At 71.4% G+C, this 17,948-nt stretch carries 18 protein-coding genes; 5 read left to right on the forward strand and 13 right to left on the reverse strand.

Annotated elements, in window-relative coordinates:
• Positions 1-213 precede the first annotated feature (213 nt).
• Positions 214-471: a BON domain-containing protein gene (locus QWU11_RS42585; RefSeq protein WP_290120279.1), complete on the forward strand. Its 258-nt coding sequence runs from the start codon at positions 214-216 to the stop codon at positions 469-471.
• Here the strand turns inward: QWU11_RS42585 and QWU11_RS42590 are convergent.
• The 9 genes from QWU11_RS42590 to QWU11_RS42630 all read right to left on the reverse strand — a co-directional run bounded on the left by QWU11_RS42590 (position 436) and on the right by QWU11_RS42630 (position 7,797).
• Positions 436-1,305, reverse strand: coding sequence for a biotin-dependent carboxyltransferase family protein (locus tag QWU11_RS42590; protein WP_290120280.1), 870 nt, complete (start codon positions 1,303-1,305; stop codon positions 436-438). The two genes, QWU11_RS42585 and QWU11_RS42590, sit on opposite strands and share 36 nt — an antisense overlap.
• On the reverse strand, positions 1,302-1,901 hold the full coding sequence (pxpB, locus tag QWU11_RS42595; RefSeq protein ID WP_290120281.1) for a 5-oxoprolinase subunit PxpB: 600 nt from the start codon (positions 1,899-1,901) through the stop codon (positions 1,302-1,304). The genes QWU11_RS42590 and pxpB overlap by 4 nt, the downstream gene beginning before the upstream one ends.
• Entirely contained in the window at positions 1,898-2,644 is a 747-nt protein-coding gene (locus QWU11_RS42600; protein WP_290120322.1) for a 5-oxoprolinase subunit PxpA, read from the reverse strand. The genes pxpB and QWU11_RS42600 overlap by 4 nt, the downstream gene beginning before the upstream one ends.
• Positions 2,641-3,432 carry a putative hydro-lyase gene (locus QWU11_RS42605; protein WP_290120282.1) on the reverse strand — a complete coding sequence of 264 codons (792 nt, stop codon included), beginning with the start codon at positions 3,430-3,432 and terminating at the stop codon, positions 2,641-2,643. Before QWU11_RS42605 ends, QWU11_RS42600 begins: the two co-directional genes overlap by 4 nt.
• 60 nt (positions 3,433-3,492) lie before the next feature.
• Entirely contained in the window at positions 3,493-4,269 is a 777-nt protein-coding gene (locus tag QWU11_RS42610; protein WP_290120283.1) for a thioesterase family protein, read from the reverse strand.
• A gap of 125 nt (positions 4,270-4,394) precedes the next feature.
• The gene (locus tag QWU11_RS42615) at positions 4,395-5,885 is read right to left on the reverse strand and encodes a hypothetical protein (protein ID WP_290120284.1); all 1,491 of its coding nucleotides are present in this window, start codon (positions 5,883-5,885) and stop codon (positions 4,395-4,397) included.
• 253 nt (positions 5,886-6,138) lie between these two features.
• The gene (locus QWU11_RS42620) at positions 6,139-6,414 is read right to left on the reverse strand and encodes a hypothetical protein (protein ID WP_290120285.1); all 276 of its coding nucleotides are present in this window, start codon (positions 6,412-6,414) and stop codon (positions 6,139-6,141) included.
• Between the two features lie 73 nt (positions 6,415-6,487).
• Positions 6,488-7,114, reverse strand: coding sequence for a cytochrome b/b6 domain-containing protein (locus QWU11_RS42625; RefSeq protein WP_290120286.1), 627 nt, complete (start codon positions 7,112-7,114; stop codon positions 6,488-6,490).
• Positions 7,111-7,797, reverse strand: coding sequence for a molybdopterin-dependent oxidoreductase (locus tag QWU11_RS42630; RefSeq protein ID WP_290120287.1), 687 nt, complete (start codon positions 7,795-7,797; stop codon positions 7,111-7,113). The genes QWU11_RS42625 and QWU11_RS42630 overlap by 4 nt, the downstream gene beginning before the upstream one ends.
• A 226-nt stretch (positions 7,798-8,023) precedes the next feature.
• On the opposite strand from QWU11_RS42630, the gene QWU11_RS42635 reads away from it, so the two are divergent.
• The 4 genes from QWU11_RS42635 (at position 8,024) to QWU11_RS42650 (ending at position 14,056) form a co-directional block, all read left to right on the forward strand.
• Positions 8,024-9,094, forward strand: a complete 1,071-nt coding sequence (locus QWU11_RS42635) for an MFS transporter (RefSeq protein WP_290120288.1) — start codon at positions 8,024-8,026, stop codon at positions 9,092-9,094.
• Between the two features lie 77 nt (positions 9,095-9,171).
• Positions 9,172-9,750 (forward strand): HhH-GPD-type base excision DNA repair protein, encoded by a 579-nt coding sequence (locus tag QWU11_RS42640; protein WP_290120289.1) that lies wholly within the window; start codon positions 9,172-9,174, stop codon positions 9,748-9,750.
• A gap of 418 nt (positions 9,751-10,168) precedes the next feature.
• Complete coding sequence (locus QWU11_RS42645) at positions 10,169-12,235, forward strand: SpoIIE family protein phosphatase (RefSeq protein ID WP_290120290.1); 2,067 nt, start codon at positions 10,169-10,171, stop codon at positions 12,233-12,235.
• Between the two features lie 198 nt (positions 12,236-12,433).
• Positions 12,434-14,056: an RNA polymerase sigma factor gene (locus tag QWU11_RS42650; RefSeq protein WP_290120291.1), complete on the forward strand. Its 1,623-nt coding sequence runs from the start codon at positions 12,434-12,436 to the stop codon at positions 14,054-14,056.
• Between the two features lie 682 nt (positions 14,057-14,738).
• On the opposite strand, the gene QWU11_RS42655 is transcribed toward QWU11_RS42650, so the two are convergent.
• The 4 genes from QWU11_RS42655 to QWU11_RS42670 form a co-directional block, all read right to left on the reverse strand.
• Positions 14,739-15,461, reverse strand: coding sequence for a peroxide stress protein YaaA (locus QWU11_RS42655; protein ID WP_290120292.1), 723 nt, complete (start codon positions 15,459-15,461; stop codon positions 14,739-14,741).
• A 90-nt stretch (positions 15,462-15,551) separates the two neighbouring features.
• Positions 15,552-15,785: a hypothetical protein gene (locus QWU11_RS42660; RefSeq protein ID WP_290120293.1), complete on the reverse strand. Its 234-nt coding sequence runs from the start codon at positions 15,783-15,785 to the stop codon at positions 15,552-15,554.
• 133 nt (positions 15,786-15,918) lie between these two features.
• Positions 15,919-16,983, reverse strand: a complete 1,065-nt coding sequence (locus tag QWU11_RS42665; protein WP_290120294.1) for an ABC transporter permease — start codon at positions 16,981-16,983, stop codon at positions 15,919-15,921.
• Positions 16,980-17,882 carry an ABC transporter ATP-binding protein gene (locus QWU11_RS42670; protein ID WP_290120295.1) on the reverse strand — a complete coding sequence of 301 codons (903 nt, stop codon included), beginning with the start codon at positions 17,880-17,882 and terminating at the stop codon, positions 16,980-16,982. Before QWU11_RS42670 ends, QWU11_RS42665 begins: the two co-directional genes overlap by 4 nt.
• Positions 17,883-17,948 lie beyond the last annotated feature (66 nt).

A 17,948-nucleotide genomic window follows, 5' to 3' on the forward strand; every position in this document is an offset into this window, starting at 1 on the left:
CGGGTAATGGCCGCATTCGGCCGAGCCTCCGCCGTGCCCGCGCGGACCGAAGATCTGTTGCCGTTCGGGCGTTTGGTGAGCGGACGTACGGGCACAGACCGCCAGGACAGGGCATCGCGGGGGGCCGCGGTGCCTTGCTCGGACCGAGGGCGGATCCGGCCCGGCTGTGCCATCGTTCGGAGGGGACGGTGAGCCACGGGAAGGGAGCGGTGCATGACCACCGATAACGCACCACACCGTCTCGCGGCCCGGATCCGGGATCGTCTCGCCCAAGACGCCCGCACCGTGGAGTTCGGCATCGACGTCGACGTACGCGACGACGTGGTCGTGCTGCGCGGTCAGGTGGCCACCGCACGCCGCCGCGCGCTGATCGAGGCGGTGGCGCGGGAGTCCGCCGCCGGCCTGCGGATCGCCAACGACGTCACCGTCGTCGAGTTACCGCCTCAGGCCAAAGACGGCCGGCGCTGGTGACCGCGAGCCGGACAACCGGAACCTCACCCGCTGACCAGGGCGGAGCTGCCCTGCCCGCGCGATGTCGGCGCCGGCCAGCACCGCCGCGACGGGATACCCGCCGGTCGTCGGATGGTCCGCCAGGAAAATGATCGGCAGCCCGTTCGGCGGCACCTGCAGCGCCCCGGTGACCATGCCCTCGCTCGGCAGCTCGCCCTGACGCCGGCGGGCGAGCGCCGGACCGTCCAGCCGTACCCCCACGCGGTTGCTCCGCGCGGTCACCTCGTACGCCGCCTCGCCGAGCGGGGCGAGGGTCTCGAACCAGTCGTCGCGCGGCCCCGCCGTGATCCGCAGCACGGGTTCGTCCTCCGGATCGATCCCGGGCGCCACGTCCACGGTGATCTGGCCCGTGGTGCGCCCGACCCGCAGGCGGTCGCCGGCCGACAGCGGCGGCGGGCCGAGCCCGGACAGCATGTCGGTGGACCGGCTGCCGAGCACCGCCGGAACGTCGATGCCGCCCCGTACGCCGACGTAGGTCCGCACACCGGCGGACGGCGCGCCGAACTCCACGACCGCGCCGGCCGGGACGTACGAGGGTGCGTTCATCGTCCCCGGCCGCAGGTGCAGGGGCGCGCCCGTCACCGCGATCCACGCCGCCGCCTCGAAGCGCAGCGCGGCGCCGCCGAAGGTCAGCTCCAGCCCGGCGGCGTCCTCGGGGTTGCCGACGAGGCGGTTGGCCAGGCACAGGCTCGGCCGGTCCGCCGCGCCGGAGAACGGCACTCCCAGGTGGGCGTACCCGGCACGGCCCAGGTCCTGGACGGTGGCGAGTGGCCCGGAGCGTACGACCTCGATCATGTGGCCACCTCGAAACGGACCCGGGTGCCGGGTTGCAGCAGCGAGGGCGGCTCGCGCTCGGGGTCCCACAGCCGCAGCGTCGTACGGCCGAGCAGCCGCCATCCGCCCGGCGACGGCGAGGGATAGACGGCGCCGTACGGCCCGGCGATCGCGACCGATCCGGCCGGGACCGCGGTGCGCGGCGAGTCGCGACGCGGCACGTGCAGGCGTTCGTCCAGGCCGGTGAGGTAGCCGAACCCCGGGGAGAACCCCAGATAGGCCACGACGTACTCGGCGTCCGCGTGGCGGCCGACCACCTCCTCCCGGCTCAGCCCGGTGAGCGAGGCGACCTCGTCCAGGTCCGCGCCGTCGTAGACGACCGGCACGCGCAACGGCTCGCCGCCCGTCTCGTACGCCTCCGGCAGCGGCAGGTCGTCCAGGAGCGCGCCGAGACGGCCGAGGTCGGTGCCCGGCCGCGCGGTCACGAGCAGCGTGCCGGCCCCGGGAACGACGTCGAGGACCCCGGGCGGGGCGAGGCCGCGTACGGCGGCGTTCAGGCGGTGCGGCGCCTCGGTCTCGATGAGCAGCGCGGCGTCGCCCGCGCGCCGCACCCTCACGCGAACGGCTCCAGCCGTACGCCGGCCCGCTCCAGCGCCGTGCGGACGGACCGGGCGATCTCGACCGCTCCCGGGGTGTCGCCGTGCACGCAGATCGACCGGGCGTCGACGCGCACCTCGGAGCCGTCGACGGCCTCCACCGTGCGGTCGGTGGCCATCCGCAGCGCACGCGCGGCGACGCGGTCCGGCTCGTCGATGACCGCGCCGGGCTCGCGGCGCGAGACGAGGCGGCCCTCGGGGGTGTACGCGCGGTCGGCGAAGCACTCGTTGAGCGTGGTGACGCCCTCGACCTCGTGCAGCGCCGAGCCGGGGAGGGTCAGCACCGGCAGCGTCGCGTCGTAGGCCGTCACCGCGGCGGCCACCGCGGACGCCTGCACCGGGTCGCGTACGAGCCGGTTGTACAGCGCGCCGTGCGGCTTCACGTAACGCACGCGCCCGCCCTCGGCACGGGCGACGCCGTCGAGCGCGGCGATCTGGTAGAGAACCTCGGCGGCGAGCTCGTCCGGGGCGACGTCCATCTCCCGGCGGCCGAACCCGGCGAGGTCGCGGTAGGACACCTGCGCCCCGATCGTCACGCCGCGCTCGACCGCGGCGGCGCACGCCCGCCTGATGATCAGCGGGTCGCCGGCGTGGAAGCCGCAGGCGACGTTCGCGCTGGTCACGATGGAGAGCAGGGCGAGGTCGTCGCCGAGCCGCCAGGGCCCGAACCCCTCGCCCAGGTCCGCGTTCAGGTCGATCATCAGGCCAGGTTCTCATCCGTACGGTCGGTGATCAGCATCCGTCCGGGTGAGTGTGTGATGACGAACGGCGTCTCGCTCGCCATCACGACGGCCTGCGGCGTCACGCCACAGGCCCAGAACACCGGAACGTCGCCGTCCGGTATCTCCACCGCGTCCCCGAAGTCGGGCCGGTCCAGCGACGCGATGCCGAGCGCGGCCGGGCCCCCGGCGTGCACGGGCGCGCCGTGGGCGACGGGGTGCCGCGCGGTGACCTCGGCGGCGACGCCGACCAGGTCGGCGGGGACCGGTCGCATGGAGACCACGAGCGGCCCGGCGAGCCGGCCGGCCGGGCGGCAGGCGCGGGACGTGACGTACATCGGCACGTTGCGGCCCTGCTCGATGTGGCGCAGCGGCACGCCGGCCGTCGCGAGCGCGGCCTCGAAGGTGAAGCTGCAGCCGATCAGGAGCGCGACGAGGTCGTCGCGCCAGTACGCCGTGGCGTCGGGTACCTCGGCGACGAGCCGCCCGTGCTCGTACACCCGGTAGGCGGGAAGGTCGGTGCGCAGGTCGGCGGAGGCGATGTCGTGGACGTACGGGTCACCGGCGTCGGTGACCTCCAGCAGCGGGCACGGGCCGGGGTTGCGGACGGCGAACAGCAGCGCGTCGAAGGCCAGGTCCCGCGGCACGGCGAGGAGGTTCGCCTGCACGTATCCACGGCACCAGCCACTCGTCGTGTCCGGCACCTCGCCGGTGCGGAAGACCTCCCGCGCCTGCGAGGGGGTCAGGATGGCGGGTTGCTCCAGAGCGGTCATGCAGAAGTGATGCCCGCTGAAACGACACACAGCCGGGCCGCGCGCGTCCGATCGCGGACGTCAGTCGCGGCGGGCCACGAAGAGCGTCTGCGCGACGCTGCCGAAGTCGCCGCGCTCGTCGTACAGGCGCGTGCGGCACAGCCCGCTGCCCGCCGGGCCGACCGTCGTCGCCGCGTCGAGGCAGGTCCACTCGCCGGACTGCGGGCGCAGCAGGTGCAGGGTGAAGTCGACGTTGGAGAAGGTGTACGCGGCGAAGCTCAGCTCGGAGCTGACGCCGCTGGCGGTGTCCGCGACCCCGGTCACCCGCTGCAGCGGCGAGGGCTCCTCACCGGGCAGCACCGGCACCGCGAGACGCGCCCACAGCACGGCCGGTCCGTTCAGCAGGAACCCGCCCTCGGCGAAGCGCCACTCGAGCGCGTGGAAGTACCCGAAGTCCGGCAGCGGCGACTCGTCCACGGAGGTGCCGGGGACGGGCAGCCGGGCGGTCGCGGTCTCCGACGCGATCGCCTCGGTGTCGGCCCGCCGCAGCCGCCAGGCCCGCGCGTACGCGACCGGGCGCCCGTCGGCGACCATCTCGGCGGCGACGCTCTGCACCCGCCGCCCGGGCCGTACGACCTCGGTGTGCACGGTGACCTCGCCGATCGGGATCGGGCCGAGGATGTCGATGGCGAGCTGGGAGACGGCCATGTCCGGCTGCGGGTCGGTGTGCTCCAGCTCGTGGGTGAGCAGAGCGGCGGGCGGACTGCCGTGCTGGTGCCGCGGGTCCCATGGCCCCTGCGTCAGCTCGGTCGCCTGGAACCGCCCGCCCCCGAGCGGGCGGTAGAGGCTGTCGGCCATGGAAGTCCCCCTTCGGCCGTGAAGCGGCACCCGGACGACGGCGAACGGGTGCGTCCCCGTTCTCTACCATGATTTCGCCCGAAACGGGGCGATCGCCGATGCCAAGGCCGTAACCGCCCAAGCGGTCAGACTTCGTCGCGCAGGCCTCGCAGCGCCGCGCGCAGCGCGCGGGGGTCGTCGCCGACCTCGTCCAGGATCGCCATCAGGCGGTGCAGGATGTCGTGCCGGTCGTGGCCCTTGTCGAGGAGGTATTCGGCGACCGTCCAGAGCTGGGGCGGGTCGCCGTTCCAGAGGCGCCGGGCGAGGCGGAGGTGCGTCTCGATGTGCTCCACGTCGTGGTCGGGGTGCTCGAAGTCGAGCAGCAGCCGCCGGTCGTGGTCGTCGGAGGGGTCGAGCCGGGTGAGGTCGATGTCGGCGTTGCCCGCGGTCAGGAACGGGAACGCGAACGCGCGCCGGGCGAGCGCCTCCAGGTCGCCGTCGGGCAGCAGGCGCTCGACCAGCTCGCGGTCGAGGCCGAACGTCGTCGGGTCGCGGTAGGCCTGCGCGAACTTGCCGGTGATGTCCCAGACCTTGTCGAGCGTCTGCCGTACGCCCTCCTCGTGCAGGCGGGTGCGGGCGCTGGCCCAGCGCACCCAGGCCGCGAGCACGTGCGGCATCGCGTCCTGCTCGCCGGGGGAGAGCATCACCTTGCGCGGGAGGAAGTGCAGCAGGAACGTCTCGCACTTGATCGGGCTCACCCGCAGCGGGCGGCCGAAGTCGTTGTCACAGCCGTAGTCGATGATGCGATCGACGCAGCGGCTCGCGGCGGAACGGTCCGAAAGACCCTCGGCCTCGTCGGAGGCGAGGAACTGCGCCGCGATCGTCGCGCGCCGGTCGCGGCTGTAGGCCGGCGGGGCCGGCCGCCGGGCGCCGGGCGGCAGCGCGCGCATCCGCGCCCGCAGGAACGCGTGGTAGGACCCGAACGTCTCCTTGACCGGCGGGTCCTCGATCTCGTCGGTGACGGCCAGGGCCTTCTCCAGCAGCGCGCGGGCGCGGCTCGCCGAGATGGTCTCGAAGCACATCAGCGGGTTGTCCTCGGCCTCCTGGCGGCAGTAGCCGAGCAGCTTTTCCACCTGCGAGGACACCCAGGCGTCGACCACCATGCCGCGCTCGTTGTGGTCGATGACGACCACGAGCGCGTGGTGCTCCTCCCCGCCGTAGGTGTAGGTGCACACGACCGAGTCCTGGTCGCCGTAGACGTCACGCGACACGAAGCAGTCGTCGGGCACGACCATGCCGACCCGCCCGGCCCAGCCCGGCCGGGCGACCCCCGCCTCCATGAGCGGCAGCGCGGCCTGCTCGGCCTTCGCCGCCTGGCGCGGCGTGCCGAGGTAGGCGATGCCGGTGAGCAGGGCGAGCGCCGCGGGCGTACGGGCCCGCGCGGCGTGGTCGACCAGGGCCTCGCCGACGACCTCCTCGACGTCGTCGTACCTCAGCCGCGTGCCCCACCAGGTGCCGAGCATCTCGCTCACGAGCAGCTCCGCGTCGAGCGGGCTGCGTACGGCGAGGAGCTCGCGGGCGGCGCGGAGCATGTCGGTGAACACGGCGTCGGGGGGCTGGGCGCTGCGCCGTGTCATGCAGCCTCACCACGCGGCGCCCGGCGCGGGGAGGGGCGACACTCGCCGGTGGTGGCTCCGCTCATGCGGTGACCACACCGGATCGCCGGCTCGGGCGCGCCGCATGACGCGGCGCCACGGCCGGCATCAGCAAGGCTCGCGCGCCCAGCGGCTCGCGCAGGTCGCTCACAGGGCTACCTTTTCGCAATACGTCCCATGGCGCGTCCGAGAGCGGCGGCCGAGGGAAAAGTGGTCCGGTGTCCGGCCACTAACCCTACTCGCCCGAAGGACGTTCGGCTCGACGTGCCGACGGTGGTTCGGACTTGACCATGCCCATGAGATGCTCGCGCGCGACGAGTTCGACGTGGTGCGGAGTGAGATCGACACCGAGGTGCCGGGCCCGTCTTTCGACGTCCGCGACGCAGCGCTCGACCGTCGCGGGGGAGAGTACGGCGAAGTCACGGGACAGCCGCCTCACGATGGGTGAGGGGATGTCGAGCCGCCAGATGAGCTGCGTCGGAGATATGACCGACCACCCTCCGCCTAGCACGAAACGATCATGAAGAACGCGGCATCCGCGCGTACCGCCACGTTTTCGAATCTCGGCTCTCGCGGAGAAGGTGTCAAGACTTCTCGGGGACACGCTCGGGTCGCTCGTGCTCGTCGAGCCAGGCGGGGTGGTGCCGTGCCGCCCAGTCCTCCGAGACGTGCCCGAGGAACATGCCGCCGAGCGAGCCGCGGTCCCGCAGGGCGTAGTAGAGATGGCCGGCCACGACGACGAAGACCGCGAAGAACAGCCAGTCGTGCACGAAGGTCGCGCCCGCCCGTACGGAGTCCGGCCACGGGTGCGGGTAGGTCAGGATCAGGCCGGTGCCGAGCATCACCAGGATCGCCCCGGCGGAGAACGCCGCGTTGAGCTTCTGCCCGGCGTTGTACTTGCCGACCGGATGGATGCCGCGGCCGCGGACCGTCGCGCGCCGGTCCTTGCCGCGCAGCCAGGCCCAGTCGGCGGGGGAGAACCGGTTGAGCCGCCGCAGGTCGTCGCGGAAGGCGCGGGAGACCCAGCCCAGCAGCGCCGGCACGGGCAGCCCGAACCCGGCGTAGACGTGGATGAGCCGGATCAGGTGCCGCCGTCCCACGGTCTCGGCGAGCGCGGGGACGTACAGCACCGCCGCGGTCGCCAGGCAGACCAGCATCAGCGCCGCGGTGACCTGGTGGACCCACCGGACGGGCCGCGCGAACCGGATCACGAGCCGTACCCGTTCGAGTGCCCGACCCAGCCGTCCACGTCGTACCCGCGCGTCTCCCAGTAGCCGGGCCGCACCTTGTCGACCAGCTCGATGCCGCTGAGCCACTTGGTGGACTTGTAGCCGTACATCGGGGCGACGTACATCCGGACCGGGCCGCCGTGGTCGTGGCTCACCGGCCCGCCGAGCATGCTGGTCGCGACGATCACGTCCCGGCGGCGCGCCTGCTCGAGCGTGAGGCTCTCGGTGTACTCGCCGTCGAAGGAGGTGAACTTCACGCCGCGTGCCCCGGCCCCCACGCCGACGGCGTTCAGGAGGTCCGGCAGCGCGACGCCCGCCCAGGCGACCTTCGGCACGGACCAGCCGGTGACGCAGTGGAACGTGTCGGTCATCCGGGTCTGCGGGAGTGCCTGCAGCTCGGCGAAGCTGAACGAGCGCGGACGATCGACCAGGCCGCGTACGGTCAGGTGGTACTCGCCCGGCTCGACGTGCTTCACCGAACCGGTCACGGTGTAGAAGCGGAACCCTCCGGCGGCGGGCACGATCCCGGAGATCCCCGAACTGACCGGTCCGAGCGCGCGGTTCACGCCGCTCTGGACCCGGGCGCCGACCACGACGCCGACGGCGCCGAGCCCGACCATGCCGAGCACGACGCGGCGCCCGACCGGCGATCCTTCGCTGCTCACCCCCCCATTCGAACACCATCCGCGGGCGGTTCACACGTTTTCCGGCGTGACGTCAGCATTCCGTCATATTTCCCGGCCGGCCCTCGACCGGTACCGGCCGGAAAACCGGGTGCCGCCGGGCGGGCCGCGGCCGTACGCTGGTGGCATGACGTGGCGACATTGATCTTCACCTGAGTCCGGGCTCGCGCGCAGGCTCTACGCTTACGCGTTCCTCGATGACTTCGTCGTGTTCTACCCGGTGTACGCGGTGCTGTTCGCCGACGCCGGGCTGTCCTCGGCGGAGATCTCCTCGTTGTTCGTCCTCTGGTCGGTCACGGGGTTCGCGGTCGACGTGCCGTCCGGCCTGTGGGCGGACGTCTTCTCGCGCCGGCTGCTGCTGACCGTCGCGCCGGGCCTCACCGCGACCGGCTACGCGCTGTGGACGCTCTTCCCCTCCTATCTCTTCTTCGCGCTCGGCTTCGTGCTGTGGGGCGCGGGCGGATCCCTGCGGTCCGGCGCACTGCAGGCACTGGTCTACGACGAGCTGGAGCGCCTCGGCGCCACCGGCGCGTACGGACGCCTCATCGGCCGGTCGCAGGCCATGGGGACGAGCGCGGTCATGGCGGCGACCGCGCTGGCCGCACCGGTCATGCACCTGGGCGGATACCACGCGGTCGGGATCGTCAGCGTGGCCGTCACCCTGCTCGGCGTGCCCGTCGGCCGTTCCTTCCCCGAGTCGCGCGGGGGCGGCGAGGCCGAGGAGGGCTTCACCGAGGTGCTCCGCGCGGGCCTCGGCGAGATCAGGGGCAGCGCGGCCGTACGCCGGTGCCTGATCGTCGTCGCGGCCGTGTCGGGGGTCGACGCGATGGATGAGTACGTCCCCCTTCTCGTACGGGCCACGGGCGTGAGCGCCCCGACGCTGCCGCTGCTCGTGCTGCTGATCACGGTGGGCGTCGCGGCCGGCGGCTGGCTCGGGGGCCGCGGCGCTCGCTGGGCCGGGCCCGCCCTCGCCGTGGGCGCCGTCTGCCTGGCGGCCGGCGCGGTCTCCGGCCGTCCCGCCGGGCTGGTGGCCGTGGCGGTCGCCTTCGGGGTATTCCAGTGGGCGATGGTCGCCGCCGACCTGCGGCTGCAGGAGCGGATCGAGGGCCGGGCGCGAGCGACGATCACATCGATGGCCGGCTTCGGCGTCGAGGTCGTGGCGGTGCTGACGTTCGCCGGCTACGCGCTGGGCTCGGCCTGGGCCGGCCCCGGCGTGCTGTTCGCCTTCGCCGCCGTCCCGTACGCCGTGATCGCCCTGGTCATGAGGTGGACCGGGTGAGATGGCGGTGCGCGCGGCCCGCGTCCTGAGAGGATGGTGAACAGGACCGCCGCCCGCATGTCCGGAAGGTAGGAGTCGTGACGGTTTCGCTGCCCATCGCGCCCGAGGCCAACGCCTTGTTGAACCGCAGTCCCCTGGCGCTGCTCATGGCCATGCTGCTCGACCAGCAGGTCCCGCTCGAACGCGCGTTCTCCGCGCCGGCGGACCTGGCGCGGCGGCTCGGGCACGACCCGGAGGCCGGCGAGCTGGCCGACTACGACCCCGACGCCCTGGTGGCCGTCTTCAGCGAGCGCCCGGCGCTGCACCGCTTCCCCAAGGCGATGGCGGCGCGGGTGCAGTCCCTGTGCCGCGTCCTCGTCGAGACCTACGACGGCGACGCCGAGCGGGTCTGGTCCGGCGCGGAGACCGGTCGCGAGCTGCTGAAACGCGTCGGCGCGCTGCCGGGCTTCGGCGAGCAGAAGGCCAAGATCTTCGTGGCGCTCCTCGGCAAGCGGCTGGGCGTACGCCCCGAGGGCTGGCGGGAGGCGGCCGGCCACTACGGCGAGGAGTCCTCCCACCGCTCCGTCGCCGACATCGTGGACGAGGCCTCGCTCGGCGAGGTGCGCAGCTACAAGCAGCAGATGAAGGCGGCGGCGAAGGCCAAGAGCAAGGCGTAGCGGGCGGGAGCGCACGAAAGACGTTAATTAAGAATTACCGATATTCGTCAGTATGGCGTCCGTTATTGCGCGTCGTGCAGCCGTGTTCCCTGGTCGGCGGGCTGCCGGTGGCAGATGAGACTCGCCGAGATCGGCGATCTCGCCCGCCGCACTCGTGCTGGCGCTTATCATCAACTTTCCTGCCGGACGCGCGGCATCGCTGTCGCGTGCCCGGCCGGGCGGGCATGGCCGTGTTCTTCGCGGCCGAAGATATCGATGCCGAACGGGACTTCCGTCGGCGGCGAAGCATCGAGATGATGAAAACCTGACTCCGAGCGGTGTTGTGATGGAGGACGGGAGCGCTAGCCTGCTCCCATTCACCCATAGTGATGCGGAAATGCCTAGCAGTAGGGCCGGGCGCGCGACGGAGGTGTCGAGCATGAGCACCGATACGTCTGTGCCGCATCCCCGGCATCCCCGGCTCTCCGGTCTCGACGCGTCGGACTCGGCGCTGTTCGCCACGTTGCTACGGGAGGCTCCGATCGGGTTCGCGCTCTTCGATACCGACCTGCGATTCAAGCGGGCAAACGAGTCGATGGCCCGGCTTCACGGCGCCACCGTCGCCGACCTGGAGGGCAAGAAGCCGTCCGAGGCGCTCGGCGACGAGATGGGCGAGCTCGTCGAGACCGCCGTGCGCAAGGTCGTCGACGAAGAACGCCCGGTGCTCGACGTCGACCTCCAGATCGGCGAGCGGCACTGGGCGTACTCCTGGTTCCCCTCCCGCGCCGCCGACGGCGAGCTGACCGGCGTCGTGCTCGTGATCGTCGACGTCACCGACCGCGTGCTGGCCGAGACCTCGATCCGCCGCAAGGAGGAGCGCTACCGCTCCCTCGTCGAGGCCAGCTCCCAGGTCGTCTGGGTGACCATGCCGACCGGCAAGGTCGTGGACGACGCGCCCGAGTGGCGCGCGATCACCGGCCAGACGCACGAGGAGTACGCCGCCGATGGCTGGCTGGGCGCCGTGCACAGCGAGGACCGCGCCCGCATCGAGGAGGCGTGGCAGGGCTGCGTCTCCGGCGACCGCATCTTCGAGGCGACCTACCGCATTCGCACGCGGGCCGGCGGCTACCGCAACTACGACGTGCGCGCCGTCCCGATCCGCCGCGAGGGCGAGATCGTCGAGTGGGTCGGCGCCAACACCGACGTCACCGGCAAGCGCGAGGCCGAGGAGATGCGGGGACGGCTCACCGAGCAGCTCTCCGCCGCGGCGCTGCGCACCGCGCGGCTCCAGCAGGCCACGTCCATGCTGGCCGAGGCGCTGACGGTCAACCAGGTCGTCGCCGTGATCACCGAGGTCGGCCGGTCCGCGATCGGCGCCGACCGTTCCGCGGTGGCGCTGCTCGACGACGACAAGGTGCGGCTGCGCACGATCACGCCGGGCGGCATCCCCGAGCTTCCGGGCCCGGCCCGCGAGGAGATCGGCGTCGAGGACGCCAGCGTGATGTCGATCGCGGTACGCGAGCGGCGCCCGTTCCTCGCCGAGAACCCCACGAGCCTGCGGCTGCAGATCCAGGCCGAGGAGATCGACGCGTTCGCGCAGCTCACCGACGAGCGCGCCTGGGTGGGCCTGCCGCTGCTGGCCGCCGGCCGCGCGCTCGGCGCCCTCCGGTTCTCCTTCACGCGGCCGCGTGAGATCACCGAGGAGGAGCGCGTCTTCCTCGAGGCGCTCGCCGGCCAGTGCGCGCTGGCGGTCGAGCGCGCGACGCTGTTCGAGCGCGAGCACAAGACCGCAGAGGCCCTCCAGCGCAGCCTGCTGCCGGACCAACTGCCCCAGCTTCCGCACATGCGGCTGGCGGCGCGCTACCAGCCCGCGACACGCCACGTGCAGGTCGGCGGCGACTGGTACGACGCGTTCCCGCTGCAGGACGACCGGGTGGCGATCGCGATCGGCGACGTCATGGGCAAGGGTGTCAAGGCCGCGGCCGGAATGGGCCGCGTGCGCAACGCCCTGCGCGCCCTCGCGCTCAACGATCCCCGCCCGGCGGCGGTGCTGTCCGGCCTCGACCGGCTCTTCTCGGCCACCGAGGGGCTCGAACAGATCACCACGCTCGCGTACGCCGTGATCGATCCGGCGACGGGCGAGGGCGTCATCAGCAACGCGGGACACCTTCCGCCCTTGTACATCTTCCCGGACAAGCCACCACGGGTCAGTGACACGGAGGCGGGCACCCCCTTGGGGTGGCCTTCACAGCGGCATCAGACAAGATTTTCCGTGCCACCCGGCAACACTGTGGTGTTCTACTCCGATGGACTTGTGGAGAACCGAAGACGGGGTCTCGACGCCGGCCTTGATGAGATCGTGGCCATCGCCGCCGATGCTCCGCCCGAGGTCCTCGCTGATCCCGAGATACTTGTCGACTTCCTGGTGGATCGGATGCTGGCCGGGTATGACCATGATGATGACGTGACCGTACTTGCCCTACATGTTCCACCGAAGACGGCGTAGCACGTACGAAGGACCACCCCAAGCCCTCTAAGGTGGTGGTCTACCGGGTCGGACTCCACCGTGCGGAATAGGCAGGCGTGCCAGAATGCTAGATCGAGAGTGAGGCAGGGGTACGCTGCTCATCGCAAAGCGTCTACGGGGCCGGCGCCCGATACAGCACTGGGTCAACATAGCCACACGTTCGTTCGAGAGGTGTTTGTGTCGCCTGCGAGTTCGACCTCCAAGCCGTCCGAGCTGCACGAGCACGTTGTCAGGCAATTGATCGAGCGTGGGCGTTCCCAGGGCTACCTCGAGGCCGACGACGTACGCCGTGCGTTCGAGGAGGCCGACATTCCCGTGTCGAAGGCCTCGAGCATCTTGCGGAGTCTTAGCAAGGAGGGTGTGACCGTCATGGTGAGCGCTGCCGACTCCGCGGCGCCTAAGCGCGCGCGCAACAGCAGCAAGCGTGCGACGCCCGCGACCAAGAAGACCAAGACGACCGCCGCCACCAAAGAGCAGGATTCGGTGACCGCGGTCGTCGACGACGACACCGAGGCGCCGGTGAAACCCGCCCGCGCCAAGAAGAGCGCCGCCAAGCCCAAGAAGGCCGCGCCCGCGAAGAAGTCCGCGCCGCAGCCCGTCGCGAAGGCCGAAAAGGAGCCTGAGGACGGAGAGGACGTCAGCGACGCCGATCTCGAGGTCACCGACCTCGAAGAGGCGGACCTGAGCGACCTCGGTGACGACGTCGAGGCCCCCGACCTGGAGGCCGGCGACGAGGCCGAGGGCGTTACCGAGCCCGCGGCCGAGGCCGAGCCCGAGGAGGCCCCCGCGCCCGTCGCGGAGAAGAAGGGCCCCACGTCGGAGGACGAGTCCTTCGTCATCGGTGACGACGACGAGGACGCGCCGGCGCAGCAGATCGCTGCGGCGGGTGCGACCGCCGACCCGGTCAAGGACTATCTCAAGCAGATCGGCAAGGTCCCGCTGCTCAACGCCGAGCAGGAGGTCGAGCTCGCCAAGCGCATCGAGGCCGGCCTGTTCGCCGAGGAGAAGCTCGCGCTCGAGCGGACGGCCCTGGAGTTCCAGGTGCTCGACGACCTCGAGTGGATCGCCGAGGACGGCCGCCGGGCCAAGAACCACCTGCTCGAGGCCAACCTCCGACTGGTCGTCTCGCTCGCCAAGCGCTACACCGGCCGCGGCATGCTCTTCCTGGACCTCATCCAGGAGGGCAACCTCGGTCTGATCCGCGCGGTGGAGAAGTTCGACTACACCAAGGGCTACAAGTTCTCGACCTACGCCACCTGGTGGATCCGGCAGGCGATCACCCGCGCCATGGCCGACCAGGCGCGCACGATCCGCATCCCGGTGCACATGGTCGAGGTCATCAACAAGCTGGCCCGCGTACAGCGCCAGATGCTCCAGGACCTCGGCCGCGAGCCGACCCCGGAGGAGCTGGCCAAGGAACTCGACATGACGCCTGAAAAGGTGGTCGAGGTCCAGAAGTACGGCCGTGAGCCGATCTCGCTGCACACGCCGCTCGGTGAGGACGGTGACAGTGAGTTCGGTGACCTCATCGAGGACTCCGAGGCCATCGTTCCGGCCGACGCGGTCAGCTTCACGCTGCTGCAGGAGCAGCTCCACTCGGTGCTCGACACGCTGAGCGAGCGGGAGGCCGGCGTGGTCTCCATGCGGTTCGGCCTCACGGACGGGCAGCCGAAGACCCTGGACGAGATCGGCAAGGTCTACGGCGTGACGCGCGAGCGCATCCGCCAGATCGAGTCCAAGACGATGTCAAAGCTGAGGCACCCCTCGCGTTCGCAGGTGCTGCGCGACTACCTCGACTGAGTTCGAGCCGACGGCTCGAACGCCGCAGGGCCCGTACCGGTTTCCGGTACGGGCCCTGCGACAGTTCTGGGGCCGCGGACCCGCGCTCCCACGCCGGTGATCCGGCCCGGTGACGGGCGAGGCGCCCAGGCCGGTCGTTGACCCGGGTGGCGCCGTGGGCGACCAGCCGCTGCCGGGCGCTGTGGGTACGGCCGTGCCGTACGCCCGCCGGGTTTATGGCGCAGCTCCTGGGCCCCGTCGGGTCTCGGGACCGTGGGGCCCGGGTTTTCGCGGGCGGGAGATGCCTGGGCTGGAGGCGTGGTCGCGCCGTTGCTCGGGTGCTGTGGGTGCGCTCGTTCCGTACGCCTGCCGGATCTGTGGCGTAGGTCCTAGGTCCGCCCCGTCGGGTCCCGGGACCGCAGGACCCGGCCGGGAGATGCCTGGGCACGGCTCGCGTGGAGGCGTGCTCGGGTGCTGTGGGTGCGCTCGTTCCGCACAGGCGCCGGGCGGGGGACCCGGGACTTTCACAGGCGGGAGCTCCCCCGTACGCCGCCCGCGCGGCCATGGATCCCGCGCCGCCGCCCTCTGCCGCCCGGCGGACCGCGGGCCCCGGCCCTGGGTCCGGAGGGCGTACACCGGTGGAGGCCGCCGGGTGCCACCCACCCTCATCGGCTCGGGCCCGCAAGGGCGGCCGGGGCCGCCGTCAGTCGGCGATCACGTCGACGTGGGCGCCGTTCAGCTCGGCGGCGTAGCCGAGGTCGACCAGCGTCTTGACCAGTTCCTCAGGCGTCGCCGGGTCCGCGGCGTTGCGCAGCAGGTCGCGAGCGACCGCGCCGCGCGTCGCCTTGGCCATGTGGCTGACCACCGTCCGCCTGCCGTCCTGCTCGCGGAAGACCCGTACCTTGACCGCCTCCGGGCGCCACGCCGCCGCGTACGGGGCCGACCGCATGTCGATGATGAGGCCGTCCGAAGGCAGGGCACTCGTCAGGACAGGCCGCCATACGGCCGCCAGAGCGCCGAGGCGGGGCAGTTTCACCCCCATGGCAAGTCTGTATGCCGGAACCCGGTCCGCGACCCTCAGGGCGCCCCAGAGGCCCGAGAAGATCACGATGGACCGTGCCGTACGGTCCGGGTCCAGCGTGGGGAGGTCCAGGTTGTCGTACAGCACGCCGGTGTAGAGCCGTGCGGCCGGCAGCGTGGGCGCGGTCCGCAGTTCACGGTCGCGGGCGATCTCCTCCACCAGGCCCGGAGACAGGTCCAGAACCTGCCGCGCGCGTTCCTCGCGGCCCGCGCACAGGCGCTCCAGAGCCGTCAGGACGCGCGAGCGTGTCTTGGTGAGCCCGGGGAAGCTCAGCGCGGCCAGGTCGAGCGGCGGCCCGTCTCCACCGGCCGCCTTGCTCTCCGACGGCGGCAGCAGGATCAGCATGGTCCCCCCGGAAACGATGAAAAGCTGAGACGACGGCCACCTTAGAGGTGACCGCCGTCTCGTTCGGGTTATGGGTTCGGCTCGCCTGGCCTACCGCTCTTCCTCGGAAGCTGCGGTGGCAGGGGTCTCAAGCAGCCGGTCGGTTTCGTCGTGGATCTCTGCGCCGGCGGCACGGAGGGGCTCACCGTACTTGCGGCCGTGGTGGGCGCAGAACAGCAACTCGCCGCCGCCCGCGAGGACCGCGCGGACATAGGCCTGAGCACCGCAGCGGTCGCAGCGGTCTGCGGCCGTCAGCGGCTTGGTTGGGGCAAGAGCTCCAGTCACGTCGCCTTCCTCGTCTCGGGGTCGGTCGCTTAGGACAACATCTAACCGGACGTGAGCGTTCCCATGCGGGTTCTGTGTACGCCGAGAGCGGAATAGCCCTTGAGGTGACAAACGTCACCCTAGCGATCAATGTTCAGATTTGTTCCCAGCGGAAGACGCGCAGCGCGATGATCGTCGCGACCAGGGCGAATCCCAGCAGGATCCCTATCTGTGGCAGGACGGCGGCCGGTCCGGCCCCTCGGGCCACCACTTTCAGCATGCCCTCGTTCAGGTGGCGCAGAGGGAAGATCTCCGTGACGACACGCAGCCACTTTGGGGCCGAGTCGATGGGGAAGAACGACCCGCCGAGGAAGGCCATCGGCAGCACGACCAGCTGGGTGACCGCCTGCGCCGCCTCCTGGGTCTTCGCCCAGGCCCCGATCAGCATGCCGATCGCGAGGAACGCCAGCATCCCCGAGACCACCATCGGGATCACCATCCACCACGAGTGGGAGAGCTTCAGCCCGAAGAACGGCAGCGTCGCTATGCCGATGAACAGCGCCGCCTGGACGAGCGCGACGCCCAGGCTGACCGTCACCCGCGCGGTGAACAGCGTACGGATCGGTACGGGGGACAGCCGCAGGCGGCGGAGGACGCCTTTGGTACGCCATGTCACGAGTGTGGTGGACGCGCCGAACATGCCCGCTGCGGCGAGCGCCCAGCCGAGCAGCCCCGGGGTGATGTACTGAATCGCCTTCAGGGACCGGTCCTCGACCGGCTGGGCCTGCAGGCGATACTTCGGCGGACGGCCCGACGCGGCCTGGTTGGCGGCCTGGACGAGCCCCTCCACCTGGCTCTCGGCGGTGCCCGACTTCACCTGGTCGGCGGCGGAGTAGTGGATGACGACCTGGTCGCCGCTCTGCTCCAGGGCGGCGGCGTAGTCGCCCTTCCGTACCTTCTCCAGCGCGGAGCCCCGGTCGGTGATCTTGGTGATCTTCAGCGACTTCTCGAAGCCGGCCCGCATGTCCGAGGGCATCTGGTCCAGGACCGCGACCGGGCCGATCTCCAGGACCTCCGACCTCGGCGTGGACTGCTTGGCGAAGATGCCGCCGATGACCAGCAGGAACAGCAGCGGGAGCGCGATCGTGAAGAAGAGCGCGGTCCGGTCGCGGCGGAAGCCGAGGAACATCGCGCGGGCCAGACTCTGGAAACCGTTCATGCCCGGTACTCCCGTCCGGTGAGGTCGAGGAAGACGTCCTCGAGCGTCGCGCCCTTGATCTGGACGCCTTCGAGGGCGCCGCGGTCCGCCAGCGCCTTGACCACCTTCGGGGCGTCCTGGGTGGCGACGGTGAGGGAGACCTCGTCGTCGGTCACGTCGTCCGCGCCCGGGAGCGTACGCGCGTCGTCCACGCTGATCACGCCGCTGGCCACGCTGACGCGTGCGGCCGCGTGCAGGTCGCGTACGAGCACCGCGGGCGGCCCGCTCCGCAGGATCCGGCCGCGATCCATGATCGCGACACGGTCGCAGAGGATCTCCGCCTCCTCCATGTAGTGCGTGGTCAACACGATCGTGCGGCCGTCGGTGTTGATCGCGCGCAGCACGTCCCACAGGTTGCGGCGCGCCTGCGGGTCCAGCGCGGCGGTGGGCTCGTCCAGGAAGACCAGCTCCGGCTCGTGGACGAGCGCGCAGGCGATCGACAGCCGCTGTGCCTGGCCGCCGGAGAGCTTCTCGACCTGTGTGTCGGCCTTGTCGGTCAGACCGACCGTCTCCAGCATCGAGTCGGCCTTGCGGCCCGGAACCCCGTACAGGGACCCGAAGGTCCGCAACTGCTCACGTGCGGTGAGCCGCTCGAAGAAGGCCGTGGCCTGGAGCTGGACGCCGATCCTGGGAAGCAGCGCGGGGTTGCGCGGCCAGGGAGACTGCCCGAACAGGGAGATCTCACCCCCGTCGGCCTGGCGGAGACCCTCGATGATCTCTAGGGTCGTGGTCTTTCCGGCGCCGTTCGGGCCGAGAATGCCGAAGAACTCGCCGTCATCGACGCTCAGTGAGACGCCGTCCACGGCGGTCACGTCGCCGTAGCGCTTTCGCAGGTCACTGGCGACAATCGTGTTGGACATGGCAGGACCATAGGGGGGCATAACGCACGAAGCCACCGACAACCGGTGGATTTCCGCAATCTGCAA

The sequence above is a fragment of the Actinomadura sp. DC4 genome, from assembly GCF_030406325.1.
GTDB lineage: Bacteria > Actinomycetota > Actinomycetes > Streptosporangiales > Streptosporangiaceae > Actinoallomurus.

Excerpts from the sequence above, each read along its gene's own strand:
- QWU11_RS42610 (WP_290120283.1), bottom strand. The coding sequence starts at position 4,269 with ATGGCCGACAGCCTCTACCGCCCGCTCGGGGGCGGGCGGTTCCAGGCG.
- QWU11_RS42665 (WP_290120294.1), bottom strand. The coding sequence starts at position 16,983 with ATGAACGGTTTCCAGAGTCTGGCCCGCGCGATGTTCCTCGGCTTCCGC.
- QWU11_RS42670 (WP_290120295.1), bottom strand. The coding sequence starts at position 17,882 with ATGTCCAACACGATTGTCGCCAGTGACCTGCGAAAGCGCTACGGCGAC.
- QWU11_RS42605 (WP_290120282.1), bottom strand. The coding sequence starts at position 3,432 with ATGACCGCTCTGGAGCAACCCGCCATCCTGACCCCCTCGCAGGCGCGG.
- QWU11_RS42655 (WP_290120292.1), bottom strand. The coding sequence starts at position 15,461 with ATGCTGATCCTGCTGCCGCCGTCGGAGAGCAAGGCGGCCGGTGGAGAC.
- QWU11_RS42585 (WP_290120279.1), top strand. The coding sequence starts at position 214 with ATGACCACCGATAACGCACCACACCGTCTCGCGGCCCGGATCCGGGAT.
- QWU11_RS42645 (WP_290120290.1), top strand. The coding sequence starts at position 10,169 with ATGAGCACCGATACGTCTGTGCCGCATCCCCGGCATCCCCGGCTCTCC.
- QWU11_RS42615 (WP_290120284.1), bottom strand. The coding sequence starts at position 5,885 with ATGACACGGCGCAGCGCCCAGCCCCCCGACGCCGTGTTCACCGACATG.
- QWU11_RS42590 (WP_290120280.1), bottom strand. The coding sequence starts at position 1,305 with ATGATCGAGGTCGTACGCTCCGGGCCACTCGCCACCGTCCAGGACCTG.